The 11,566-nt window shown below is 67.2% G+C and carries 13 protein-coding genes; 7 read left to right on the top strand and 6 right to left on the bottom strand.

Annotated elements, in window-relative coordinates:
- The first annotated feature begins 330 nt into the window (after positions 1-330).
- Together AF1_RS29715 and AF1_RS29710 are read left to right on the top strand one after the other, a co-directional pair.
- A complete protein-coding gene (locus AF1_RS29715) occupies positions 331-777 on the top strand; it encodes a YbaB/EbfC family nucleoid-associated protein (protein ID WP_067806781.1) in 447 nt (148 codons plus the stop codon).
- Positions 774-1,289 carry a hypothetical protein gene (locus tag AF1_RS29710; RefSeq protein WP_067806778.1) on the top strand — a complete coding sequence of 172 codons (516 nt, stop codon included), beginning with the start codon at positions 774-776 and terminating at the stop codon, positions 1,287-1,289. The genes AF1_RS29715 and AF1_RS29710 overlap by 4 nt, the downstream gene beginning before the upstream one ends.
- A 10-nt stretch (positions 1,290-1,299) precedes the next feature.
- Here AF1_RS29710 and AF1_RS34945 read toward each other — a convergent pair whose 3' ends face one another.
- Genes AF1_RS34945 through AF1_RS29700 form a run of 3 tightly spaced genes read right to left on the bottom strand, consistent with a single transcriptional unit; the run spans position 1,300 to position 3,255 of the window.
- On the bottom strand, positions 1,300-1,839 hold the full coding sequence (locus AF1_RS34945; RefSeq protein WP_131732247.1) for a hypothetical protein: 540 nt from the start codon (positions 1,837-1,839) through the stop codon (positions 1,300-1,302).
- Positions 1,840-2,874: a hypothetical protein gene (locus AF1_RS29705; protein ID WP_131732248.1), complete on the bottom strand. Its 1,035-nt coding sequence runs from the start codon at positions 2,872-2,874 to the stop codon at positions 1,840-1,842.
- 24 nt (positions 2,875-2,898) lie between these two features.
- Positions 2,899-3,255 carry a hypothetical protein gene (locus tag AF1_RS29700; protein ID WP_131732249.1) on the bottom strand — a complete coding sequence of 119 codons (357 nt, stop codon included), beginning with the start codon at positions 3,253-3,255 and terminating at the stop codon, positions 2,899-2,901.
- A 527-nt stretch (positions 3,256-3,782) separates the two neighbouring features.
- On the opposite strand from AF1_RS29700, the gene AF1_RS29695 reads away from it, so the two are divergent.
- Positions 3,783-4,913: a sensor histidine kinase gene (locus AF1_RS29695; protein WP_067806769.1), complete on the top strand. Its 1,131-nt coding sequence runs from the start codon at positions 3,783-3,785 to the stop codon at positions 4,911-4,913.
- The gene (locus AF1_RS29690) at positions 4,910-5,572 is read left to right on the top strand and encodes a response regulator (RefSeq protein ID WP_067806766.1); all 663 of its coding nucleotides are present in this window, start codon (positions 4,910-4,912) and stop codon (positions 5,570-5,572) included. The genes AF1_RS29695 and AF1_RS29690 overlap by 4 nt, the downstream gene beginning before the upstream one ends.
- 77 nt (positions 5,573-5,649) lie before the next feature.
- Here AF1_RS29690 and AF1_RS29685 read toward each other — a convergent pair whose 3' ends face one another.
- On the bottom strand, positions 5,650-7,821 hold the full coding sequence (locus AF1_RS29685) for an MMPL family transporter (RefSeq protein WP_207393897.1): 2,172 nt from the start codon (positions 7,819-7,821) through the stop codon (positions 5,650-5,652).
- Positions 7,822-8,084: 263 nt separating this feature from the next.
- Here AF1_RS29685 and AF1_RS34940 point away from each other — a divergent pair, with 263 nt between their 5' ends.
- Positions 8,085-8,561 carry a hypothetical protein gene (locus tag AF1_RS34940; protein ID WP_131732250.1) on the top strand — a complete coding sequence of 159 codons (477 nt, stop codon included), beginning with the start codon at positions 8,085-8,087 and terminating at the stop codon, positions 8,559-8,561.
- Between the two features lie 124 nt (positions 8,562-8,685).
- Here AF1_RS34940 and AF1_RS29675 read toward each other — a convergent pair whose 3' ends face one another.
- Positions 8,686-9,132 (bottom strand): lamin tail domain-containing protein, encoded by a 447-nt coding sequence (locus tag AF1_RS29675; protein WP_242608538.1) that lies wholly within the window; start codon positions 9,130-9,132, stop codon positions 8,686-8,688.
- A 252-nt stretch (positions 9,133-9,384) separates the two neighbouring features.
- Positions 9,385-9,579, bottom strand: coding sequence for a hypothetical protein (locus tag AF1_RS34935; protein ID WP_131732251.1), 195 nt, complete (start codon positions 9,577-9,579; stop codon positions 9,385-9,387).
- Here AF1_RS34935 and AF1_RS29670 point away from each other — a divergent pair.
- A complete protein-coding gene (locus AF1_RS29670; protein WP_067806757.1) occupies positions 9,566-9,946 on the top strand; it encodes a hypothetical protein in 381 nt (126 codons plus the stop codon). The genes AF1_RS34935 and AF1_RS29670 overlap by 14 nt on opposite strands.
- Positions 9,943-11,566: NB-ARC domain-containing protein (locus AF1_RS29665; protein WP_157419346.1), on the top strand; the 1,624-nt coding region annotated here is incomplete at its 3' end. The genes AF1_RS29670 and AF1_RS29665, both read left to right, overlap by 4 nt.

Here is an 11,566-nt window from a genome sequence, read left to right as displayed (position 1 = left end):
CCCGCACCCCCCAACTCTCCCACCCCCACCCCGCCCCGGAAGCCGCCGCCGTCACCCCGGCCCGGAACCGGCGAACTTGCTGACGTCCTACTCGACGATGGTCCGAAGCCGAACAAATCCGTCTCGGCGTCACCATTTCTGGCCAAGGATCCGCCGGTCACCACCTGAACGACCTCGGGAGACGCCGGTCATTTTCACCATCCTGCCGAAAAGCCAGCCAATTCGGATCTCATGGTCAGCTATGGTCTCCTCCAGCGCCGATACCGGAACGGAACCATCGAGTACCGGAGTTCAACGAGAAAACGCTAAGATCGCTCCGAACCCGGCGCGATGAAGGAAGTCATGACAGAACCTGCTTTCGATTTCGAGGAGATGCTGCGCGCGTCCGAGCGGCAGGTCGCCGATGCGGGGGAGCTTGAGCGACGCACCGCCGACATGCTCGGCAGAGCCGAGTCTTCCGACGGACGGGTCAAGGTCGCCTGGAGCGCTGAGAACGAGTTCGCCGAACTCGCCATCGACCCCAGAGCGCTGCGCGAAGGCTCCGAGAAGCTCGCTGAAACGATCATGAATGTCACCCGCACGGCCAAACAGGACCTACAACGCCAAGTGAAGGAGCTGACCGAAGAGTTGTTCGGTGCCTCCGGCAATCCCATGGAGGTGCAGCCCGATCCGGCGGAGCTTCAGGAGACGATCGAGGGGGTTCGTGACCTCTTCAGCGGCGGCCTGCGCGACGCCAACAGGCTTTTGGAGCAGATGCGGAAGGCTTTCGAGCGATGAGCACACTGTTTGGAACCGACGAACTGCTCTTTTCGGACGACACTTTCACCGACTGGGACGGTGTCGTCCTCGCCAAGGTCAAACGGCCGCGTTGGAACTGGCGCTCGATGTTCACCTCGCCCGGAGACCTGGAGGTCGTCCGGGCGGATGGTCTGTCCCTCTTCACCATGCCTGAACTCGATGGCGAGGATGTGGACGAACTGAGAGTGACGACCACCGATGAAATTCCCCCAGCCCTGGTCAGGAAGAAGCGGGGCCTGTCGATCCTCAACCTGGGTTTCACCGTGCTTGACGGCAACGGTACTACGCTGGGAACGATCGAGACGAACCATGCATGGGACTCTCTCGCCGCCACGCTTTTGTCCGGTTTGCCAGTTGCCGCAGCCGAGGTGAGCGGCCGCTCCTGGACCTTGAGCCTGAAGCCGGAAGGCTCGGCCACCTGGAACGTTGTTCTCCTTGCCATGGTCATCGCGGCAGACGAGATGCAGAACAGGCTCTCCGGTATGGGCTGACCGCGCCGGATCACGGTGAGGCCGCGCGGTTCCGCCACTCGCCAAGGCCGTGCGCTTGAACGAGTTCCCGTACTTCCTTAACCCGATGGGGTGGAAAAAACTGTCTCTCGTCCATAACGTAGGCGAGCCTGATCTGTCCTGGTGCGCTCTCCCTGCGGCTAATGTTCTTCGGCACTTCCGGAAGCCGTGAAGAGTCGTACCAGAGCATCAATTCCGCTGGAGCACCCTTATGCCGGATCAACCCAACGGCCTGGATCGCTTCCGGCGGAAGCACATCCAACTTTCCACCGACCTTGGACACCAGTCCTTGCGGCGTAAGCAGCAGTTTACTCGGTCCCACGCGCAGGAGACTCTGGGTGACGTAGAGCACAAAAGCCAGTAGCAGGCCTGCCAGGACGAACATGCAGATCGCCGGCCAGCCGTCAACTGCGAGCCCGATCCAGGTCGCACCACTGCCTATGACGATACAGGCACCGAAGGTCAGTGGAACGCCCTTGGTCCCATCATGAAATACGATTTCCCGCGAAAGTGGCGGCAAAGAAATCTCCATTCACTGCGATGGCGGAAGAGCATCGGTTCGCTGGACATAGGAATCGCCGTACTTCTCCCCGCTCTCCGTGATACCGCGGGTCAGTGACGGCGAGCCGCCGGCGGGGATGCTTCCCTCGCCGGGGGTGTACTCGATCGGCCCGACGTTGATTTTGGGTACTCCCACGTCGAAGGCACCCTTTACGCCCCCGACCTTCTCCAACCACGGCCTCATGTTCGGCGGAATCTTCGCCTGCGGGAACTTGTACTTACCGATGGCACCCAGATCAGCGCCGCCGAGCTTCTTGCCCTTCATAAACTGTGCAGTTAGCTTCTGCTCCAAGAGGGCAATATGGCCTTTGACCACATCGTCCGCGCTGTTCACCATCGCCTGGGCGAAGTCGCCGTACGCTGCGGTGTTCCCCGTCAGCATCTGTCCCATCACATCGACGGCCATCAGGCCTCCGAGGAGGCCCGCCGCTCCATTTCCGAAGCTGGACAGGCCCGATTCCGCGGCACGTAGGACCATGTACAGTTGCCCGGTCACCACAGTGGCCTGCGCCTGCACTGACGCCAATGCTGCCGAGGCCCACGCGTTCAGGACGGGAACCAGCATCATCGCCCGCAACGCCATGATGATCATGGCATAGACGAAGACGATCGTCGCGAAGGCCCACATCATCATGATGAACATCGCGATGAGCATCGCCATGACCTTGAGAATGACGTGAACGGAGACTGCGAAGCTATACGAAACCCGGATCTGATTCTGATAGTCATGCAGCTTCTTGTCGAAGGCGTCCCTGTCCTTGCCTGACCAGTCCTCCTTAGCCAGGGACTTCAGTTGTGCGGTGACCTCTTTGTCGGCCGCCACCAATCGCTGCTTGACCTCATACCACTCGTCCGCGGCGTCCCAGAGTTGTCCGGGATTTGATTGCGCCTGGTAGATGATCGCCACCATGGACCATGCGTTGGGAATAAAGAACGCCGCTACACTGGCCTCCCAGTAGGCGCATTTCGCCACATTCTCAAAAGCGTCCATACCATTATCGGCCATGCCATCCCCCAGTAAACAGGAAAACTATTTGCGTTTGATCGTGCTTTTCTTTTCCGCCTCACGCAATATCTGGGCCGTTTTCTTCAGTTTGGCATCGCAATCGGTCAGTACACGCTCCTTGGTGATGAGGTCGACATCCGCATACTCGACGGCCTGAACATAGGCGTGAGCTAGCGGGATGCAGAACGTGGTGAACGAGGTGGCCTCGACTTCCCGTGGTGCGCCGTTGATGTGCTTCCGCGCCGCAGTCAGTTCCTTACCCACCGCGTGGATCAACTTGCCGCCGAACGACTCGATCGTCGACGGATCAAACTCCACACCTCCACCCGCCGCCGTCACGGGAACATGCCCGAACGGCGATGTGGGCAAAGCTGGCCGCATGGTCGTATGCGGCTGCGACGCCCCTCCCTGTACAGGGGCACTGGGCTGAGGTGTGGACGACGGCGAGTTGAGAAGCTGATGAATCCTATTGGGACTTTCCGGAGGCGCCACTTCCACCCTCTCACCAGAGCAAATTGACCTTCAGGAGAGCATAGTGGCCCACGCCCTATGATGTCCTCGGCACAGACTTGTTGATCTTCCACGTCTCATCCCAAATGCCATGCTCTCAATTCGTCACGCAGGGTAGTTGATCCTGGATGGGGCGTTTTGCTGGTGCGGTGAGGTTCAACCTGCAAGGCGGATCTGAACGGCGAGATCTTCCACGGTGACCGATGCGGTGAGAAGGCCATGAGCGTGAAGGACCGCACGATCGGTACCCGGATCAACTGAGAGGCACTGGCCACCCTTAATGGTGTGCCCCGGTGCCGCGGAAGGCGTAGGCGGCGGGAAAGTACTGCGTGTGCGGTAGGTGGTCGCTCATTCGCGGGCAGGATTCGCGCACCGTGTGCCCCGGTTAGGGTGCGCGTATGAGCACAGTACTGTCCGGTTTCTGGGCCCGGTTCAGTGGCTGGGTGATCGCGATCGCGGTGGCGGCGGTGCTGCTGGTCAGCGCGCTGACCGGGGATCACCCCGGCACGGATCTCGACGTACTCGGCTACGCGCTGGTGGTGACGAGCGGCCTCGCGCTGGCCGCCGTCCGCCGGGCCCCGGTCGCCGTCCTGGTCGTCGCGGGGCTGTGCGTGGTGGGTTACAAGGCGGTCGGTTTCGAGGTGCCCGCCGTCGCGTACCTGTTCGCGGTGTACGGCGCCGTACGGGCGGGGCACCGGATCACCACGCTGGCGGTGAGCGTGGCCCTGCTGGTCGCGCTGCCGCTCGCGGCCATGGCCTTCACGGCGGACGGGCCGGTGAGCGAGGCGTTCGCGCAGGCCCGGGATGTCCTGGAGCTGGCCTGGCTGATCGCCGCCGGAGCCGCGGGGGAGGCGCTGCGGCAGGCCGAGCGGCGGGCGGACGAGGCCGAGCGCACCCGGGAGGAGACCGCGCGGCTGCGCGCCGCCGAGGAGCGGCTGCACATCGCGCGGGAACTGCACGATTCGCTCACCCACCAGATCTCGATCATCAAGGTGCAGGCGGGAGTCGCCGTCCACCTGGCCCGCAAGCGCGGCGAACAGGTGCCGGAGGCGCTGCTGGCGATCCAGGAGGCCGGACGTGAGGCGACCCGGGAACTGCGGGCGACCCTGGAGACGCTGCGCGACGACACCAAGCCCCCGTCGCACGGGCTCGATCGCGTTCCGGACCTGGTGGAACGGGCCCGCGGGATCGGGCTGGAAACGACGCTGACGATCGAAGGGCCGCGGCAGGACGTGCCGGCCGCGGTGGATCAGACCGCCTACCGGATCGTCCAAGAGTCGCTCACCAACACCGCCCGCCACGCCGCCGCCACCACGGCGTCGATCCAGATCGACTACCGTCCCGGCACCCTCGCCATCCGGGTCGATGACGACGGCAGGGCCACGCCGGGCACCGCCCCGGTGCCCGGCGTCGGGCTGCTCGGGATGCGTGAACGCGTCACCGCCCTCGGCGGCCGCCTGCGCGCGGAACCGCGCAGCGAGGGCGGCTTCAGCGTCCAGGCCGAGCTGCCCGTGGGCGGGCCGTTGTGATCCGTGTCCTGCTGTGCGACGACCAGCCGCTCCTTCGGGGCGGCTTCCGGGCGCTGCTCGACGCCGAGGACGACATCGAGGTGGTGGCCGAGGCCGCCAACGGCGAGGAGGGGCTGGCGCTCGCCCGGGAGCACCTGCCCGACATCGCGCTCATCGACATCCAGATGCCGGTCATGGACGGCATAGAGACGACCCGGCGCATCGCCGCGGACCCGGCCCTGGCCGGGGTGCACGTCGTCATCCTGACCAACTACGGCTTCGACGAGTACGTCTTCAACGCGCTGCGCGCCGGTGCCGCCGGATTCCTGGTCAAGGACATCGAGCCCGACGACCTCCTGCACTCCGTGCGCGTCGCCGCCCGCGGTGACGCGCTGCTCGCGCCGTCGATCACCAGAATGCTGATCAGCCGGTACGTCGCGCAGCCGCTCAACGCGGGAGCCGGCGCGGGGTTGAAGGAGCTGACCAACCGGGAACGCGAGGCCGTCGTCCTGGCCGCGCAGGGCCTGTCCAACGACCAGATCGCCGACCGCATGGTGATCAGCCCGCTGACCGCGAAGACCCATATCAACCGGGCCATGATCAAGCTCCAGGCCCGCGACCGCGCCCAGCTCGTCGTCCTCGCCTACGAATCCGGCCTGGTGTCCCCCCGCAACCACTGACCTCGACGCGCTCTCTGGCGCCCACGAAAAATGCGGGGAACCCGTGGGGGTTCCCCGCACTCCGGCTCGGCCGAGGGTCAGACTCCGGCCTCTTCCCTGACCCGTGAAGCCGGGGCCGCCTTCGGCGCCCGGCGTCCGGGCATCCACCAGTTGGCCTTGCCGCACAGTTCCATCACCGCGGGGACGAGGATCATCCGGACGATGGTGGCGTCGATGAGCACGGCGACGGCCATGCCGAGACCTATCTGCTTGACCGCGACGTCGGGGCCGAGCAGGGAGGTCGTGAAAACGGCGATCATGATGGCGGCGGCGGCCGTGATGACCTTGGCGGTCCGCGCCAGCCCGCGGGTGACGGCCGCCCGGGTGTCGCCGGTGCGCTCGTACTCCTCCCGGACCCGCGAGATCAGGAAGACCTCGTAGTCCATGGACAGGCCGAACAGGAGCGGGAACATCATCATCGGCACCCAGGTCGTGACCGGCATGTCGGTGGGGAAGCCGAGGGCCGAGCCGAGCCACCCCCACTGCACGATCGCGACCAGCACGCCGTAGGCGGCGCCGATCGACAGCAGGTTCATCACGGCGGCCTGCAGCGCGATCGTGACCGACCGGACCAGCACGACCAGCAGCAGCAGGGACATCGCGATGACGACCGCGATCATCAGGGGCAGGCGCGAGCCGACCTCCTCGGCGAAGTCGATCGCGGCGGCGTTCGGTCCGCCGACGTAGACCCCATCGCCGCCGGACGCCTTCGGCAGCACGTCGTCGCGGAGCCGATGCACCAGGTCCGCGGTCGCCTCGTCCTGGTATCCGGTCTTGGGGAAGGCCATGAAGGTGGCGGCCTGCCCGTCCTTACTGGCCCGAGGCGGCGTGACGTAGGCGATGCCGCCGGTCCTGCCGACCGCTTCGACGGCGGGACGCAGATCGGCGTCGCCGGAGCCGACCCGGGTGGCGAAGACCAGGGGTGCGCCGTAGCCGGGACCGAAGCCCTCAGAAAGGATCTTGTAGGAGGTGTAGCTGCTCCTGTCATGGGGCTGGACACTGGCATCGGGCAGGCTCAGCCGCATCGACAGCGCGGGGGCGGCCAGCACCAGCAGGCCCGCGCCGGCCAGGACCGCGGCGACCAGCGGCCTGCGCTGCACCACGCCGGCCCAGCGCTCGGCGGGGGTGCGGTGTTCCCGGGCCGGGACACCGGCGGGCTCGCGCCGGCGGGACGCGCGGCGGGGCAGCCGCAGCGAGCTGATCTTGTGGCCGGTGAAGCCCAGGAACGCGGGCAGCAGGGTCACCGCGGCGAGCATCGTCACCAGCACGGTCACCGACGCGCCGATGGCCACGCCGGTCATCAGCCGCTGCCCCATGGCGACCAGGCCGAGCAGCGCGATCACGACGGTCGTGCCGGCGAACAGCACCGCGTGCCCCGCCGTCGTGATGGCCTTGACCGTGGCGCTCTCGGGCTCGTCGCCGTCCTGGAGGCTCTCCTTGTAGCGGGTCACGATGAACAGCGCGTAGTCGATGCCGACACCGAGCCCGATCAGCGCGGCGACGAGCACGGTGAAGTCCGGCGCGGGGACCACGTACCCCACGAGCTTGATCAGGCCGATGCCGCCGAAGATCGCCAGCAGGGCGGTCACGATCGGCAGGCCCATCGCCACCAGCGACCCGAACGCGATGAACAGGATCACCGCCGCCGTCAGGACGCCCACGCTCTCGGCCGGCCCCTGCTTGGGCGTCTCGGCCTTCTCCGCCATCTTCCCGCCGAGGCCCAGCGTCACCCCGTTGCCGGACGCCTCCTTGACCGCGTCCACCAGGGGCTTGACCTCGGACTTCTCCGGGGCCTTCTCGGTCAGCGGGATGGTCGTGCGGGCGATGCGGCGGTCCTTCGTCACCAGGTTCTCGTCCTGATACGGCGAGGTCACCGGCCCGGTAACGGGTGAGGCGGCCAGCTCGGTGACGACCTTCTCGATCTTCTGCCGGACGGCGGGGTCGTCGATCCCCCTTTCCGCCTTGATCGCGAGAGTCAGCGTGTCCCCCTGCTGCTCGGGGAAATGCTTCTCGATCAGCTTCTGCGCCTTGGCGGACCCGGAGTCGCCGCCGGAGAAGTCGTTGTCGGCGGCGGCGCCGTAGCCGAAGCCGGCGAACGCCACGGCGATCACGCCGGCGATCCAGGCCAGCAGGACCAGGCGGCGGCGCCGATAACAGAACCGGGCCAGCCCCGCCAGAACCCCATCCGCGGGTGGAGTCTCGGTAGGCATCATCTACTCCTCGAGTCATTGAGCAACGCACTCAATCCTCGTGAGCGGGCCCTCCTCCGTCGTCGTGCACAAGAAGGCACTCCACCGCCCGCGCTACCGCGGACGCGGTACTCCCCCCGCAGTACAAACGATCATCGGTGGACGATGCCCCATCGCGGGAGCGGACGGAAGGCTGGCCGCATGAGGACGGGGAGAAAGGCGGCTCGTCCCACTTTCGGCGACCTGCTTGCCCGTACGCTGGGGGCAACCTGGGGAGGTTGGGAATGGGCCGGTTTTACGAACGTTCCAGCAAGAAAACTGCGGTAGAATCAATCGATCCGAAAGTGCGGGACGCAATTGTCGCGCATGCTGAGAAACATCAACTCGGGGACGTGCTGGGCGCCGCGCAGTTGTGCTGCGTGACGCGCAGTGTGCGGTTGAAGCGGCCGGGGCTGCTGGCGAGGTTGACGAAGACGGGCGACCTCGACGCCGAGCACACGACGATCGCGCTTCTTCTGCCGCGCTACCTGGTGGTGGCCGTGGCCGGGGAACGGCGGGGCATCCACGTCCGATCGATCCGGCTGGAGAACGCGAGCATCGCCCTGTCCGTGCCGGCCGTGGACACGGGCATCGCCGTGGACGGGCTCTGGTCGGGGGCGCTGGAACCCGCCTCGTTCCACGTCGGCCTGGGCGATGACGCCGACGGCACGGCGTTTCTCGCGGCGCTGCGCGAGGCCATCACCGAGGTCAAAAGCGCCTGATCCGGGCACCGCGTCCGCGGCGAGGGACGACGTTGGGGTGGTCTGACGTCGTCCCTCGCCCTTTCCGTGGCGAAGCCCGGCCCTCTCGGTTCGCGGAAGGGGAGAGCCGGGCTTCACCACGGGGTCAGCAGTACGTCGAGGAGCCGCCCCGGCCCCAGGAGCACTTGTCGGCCAGCCGGCCGCTGGGGTAGAGGAGGTAGGCGGTGTCGCCGGTGTTGTTCCACACGTACCAGGTCCTGCCCCAGTAGCGGTGCGTCGCGGTGTTGGAGCCCTTGCCGGTGTGGACGTAGACCGACCTGCGGCCCTTGAGCGTGTAGGAACCGAAGGTGTAGGTGTACCCCGTCCTGTCGCGGAGCTTGACGCCCTTCAGGTTCTTGGACGTCTGGGACGTGTTGAACAACTGCACCCATTCGCCGTTCAGCGACTTGTTCGACCCCGTGTCGCTGCCGGGCGAGTCGTAGTACACCCGGTAGATCTGCACCGGACTCGCGGCCTCGGCCGGTGTGGCCACCAGCACCCCGGCTCCCGCCATCGCGATCGCGGCGGCCCCCGTGACGAGAAGCTTCCTCACCCTGTGGATCCCTTCTAATCGGAAGGGTCCTAGATGTATCGGTATTCGCTGCTCTATGCGGCCCTATGGCCAGCTCCGGGGGTTATGTCAACCGAGTCGCCTGATCACGCGTCCCACTTACCGCGTTTCGCCAGGTCATCCGGGAAAACACGGGATCTCAGACCTCTTCGGGGCCGCGGCCGACCGCATGGCGGCCGCCATCGACGGCCGGACGTCCCGAGAGCCGTGACGCAGATCGGCCCGGCCACCCGTTCACATGGCCGGCTCTCCGCCTTTCCATAATCCAGACCCGCAGGAAAATGAATGTTTCTCAATATCGGCGAGGCGATCCGTCCGGGACGGGATGCCGACCTCGCTGTCCCGCGTCGAGCCGGTCGGTGGCCGGTTACGGCGGATGTGACTAATGACCTGTTGAAGCTGGGCGGACGGGTCGATGATGTCGACCATGACGGGGCGTGTACTGACTTGGGCCGGCGGACTCATCGCGGCCGCATCGGTGATCGGGTTGATCGCGTACTTCGCGGTGAAGGGCTTCCACTGGGGTGACACTGTCGGGGTGATCGGCGCGGTGGTGGGGATCGCCGGGCTGGTGATGGCGGTGTACGGGATGGTCGTGGCCCGCCGCACTCCCCAAGCCAGCCGGGGGGCCGGCCCGGTGCCGGGCGAGCGATCGGCCAACCTTGGCGGCCACGCCGCCAACAGCGGCATCGTGTCCACCGGCGACGGCACCGCCAGCACCCAGATCACCGGCACCGCGTCCGGACACGGCCGGCTCAACCAGGCAGGCCGGGACCTGACCGTCAACGACCAATGAGCACCCCGCCACCACACCCGCCCGGCAGCACCGAGGGCACCGGCTCCGCCGATCGTGCCGACAGCCCGCGGGTGCACCAGGAAGGAACCGCGTCCGGACATGGCCAGCTCAACCAGGCAGGCCGGGACCTGACCGTCAACAGGTCGACCGTGCTGCCCCCAGAGGCGGTACGGCCGGTCACCGAGGTGGCGGCGCCCCCGGGGGTGGTGAATGTTCCGGGGCACCAGCAGGTGTTCGTCGGCCGCGGCGGCGAACTGGAGGAGTTGGATGCGGCGTTGCGGGCGCCGGGCGGGGTGGTGGTGGCCGCGGTGCACGGGCTGGGCGGGGTGGGCAAGTCCACCCTGGCCGCCCGCTACGCCGCCACCCACGCTGGCAACGCCGCCGCGGAGGGGCGGACGCGGCACGGCAAGGCGGTGTTTCATCCGGTGTGGTGGATCACCGCCGACACCGCCGCGGCTGTGCAGGCCGGGCTCGCCGGGCTGGCGGCCGCGTTGCAGCCGGAACTGAAGACGGCGCTGGAGCTGGAGGCACTGGCCGAGCGGGGGCTGGCCTGGCTGGGCCACCACTCCGGTTGGCTGGTGGTGCTGGACAACGTCACCGACCCCGCCCACATCGCGCCGCTGATGGACCGCACGATGCGCGGCCGGGTCCTGGTCACCAGCCGCCTCGGGCAAGGTTGGCACCGGCTCGGGGCCCGGGTGCTCCGGCTGGACGTCCTCACCGAAGAACAGGCCGTCGACCTGCTCACCCAGATCGCCGGCCCCACCGGGCCCGACACCGGATCCAGCGGCGCGGATCTGGACGGCGCGACCGAACTGGTGGCCGAACTGGGTTTCCTGCCGCTGGCAGTCGAGCAGGCCGCGGCCTATCTGCACCAGAACCAGCTGTCCCCTCGCCAGTACCTGGACCTGCTCGCGGCCTCGCCGGCGGTGATGTACCACCAGGCCGCCGAGGGCAGCGCCACCGGCATTGGAACCGGCGCCGGCGGCGATGCCGGTAATGATGCCCGGACGATCGCGCGGATCTGGCGGATCACCCTGGACCGGATCACCGCCGCCACTCCACTGGCCGGTGAGCTGCTGCGAATCCTGGCTTGGTACGCCCCCGAGGCCATCCCCCGCACCCTGGTCAACCGCCTTGCCGAGTTGGAGGGATGGCAGGAACACGCCGCGCTGCCGCTGCTGCAGGCCGCGCTGGGCAAGCTCGCCGCCTACAACATGATCACCCTCACCCCCGATACCGTCACCGTGCACCGCCTGGTCCAAGCCGTCGCCCGCACCCCCGACACACATGGCCCGGCCGAGGACCGTGACCCGCACCGCCGGCCCGAGGCCATCACCGTCGCCCGCCGCACCGCCACCCGGCTGCTAGACCAGGCCCGCCCCGCCGAGGTCAAAGATCCGGGCGGGTGGCCACAGTGGCGGCACCTACTGCCCCACATCGACGCGCTGGCCGCTCACACACCTCCCAGCACCGACGACGCCTGGCTCAGCCTGCTGCTGGACCGCGCCGCCACCTTCCTGCAGAACCAAGGCTTGCTGACCCGCGCAATCTCCTACTTCGAACGCGCCCTGGCCACAGACCAACGAATACACGGCACCCACCACCCCGACACCCTGG

This window comes from Actinomadura formosensis NBRC 14204, from assembly GCF_001552155.1.
GTDB classification, from domain to species: Bacteria; Actinomycetota; Actinomycetes; order Streptosporangiales; family Streptosporangiaceae; genus Spirillospora; species Spirillospora formosensis.
Note: the sequence above shows the minus strand (reverse complement) of the source record. Positions and strands in the feature narration are given on the sequence as shown.

Coding starts and splice junctions, on each gene's coding strand:
- AF1_RS29710 (WP_067806778.1), top strand. CDS start 774: ATGAGCACACTGTTTGGAACCGACGAACTGCTCTTTTCGGACGACACT.
- AF1_RS34945 (WP_131732247.1), bottom strand. CDS start 1,839: ATGGAGATTTCTTTGCCGCCACTTTCGCGGGAAATCGTATTTCATGAT.
- AF1_RS34935 (WP_131732251.1), bottom strand. CDS start 9,579: ATGGTCGACATCATCGACCCGTCCGCCCAGCTTCAACAGGTCATTAGT.
- AF1_RS34940 (WP_131732250.1), top strand. CDS start 8,085: ATGGGCCGGTTTTACGAACGTTCCAGCAAGAAAACTGCGGTAGAATCA.
- AF1_RS29670 (WP_067806757.1), top strand. CDS start 9,566: ATGATGTCGACCATGACGGGGCGTGTACTGACTTGGGCCGGCGGACTC.
- AF1_RS29695 (WP_067806769.1), top strand. CDS start 3,783: ATGAGCACAGTACTGTCCGGTTTCTGGGCCCGGTTCAGTGGCTGGGTG.
- AF1_RS29705 (WP_131732248.1), bottom strand. CDS start 2,874: ATGGCCGATAATGGTATGGACGCTTTTGAGAATGTGGCGAAATGCGCC.
- AF1_RS29685 (WP_207393897.1), bottom strand. CDS start 7,821: ATGCCTACCGAGACTCCACCCGCGGATGGGGTTCTGGCGGGGCTGGCC.
- AF1_RS29700 (WP_131732249.1), bottom strand. CDS start 3,255: ATGCGGCCAGCTTTGCCCACATCGCCGTTCGGGCATGTTCCCGTGACG.
- AF1_RS29715 (WP_067806781.1), top strand. CDS start 331: ATGAAGGAAGTCATGACAGAACCTGCTTTCGATTTCGAGGAGATGCTG.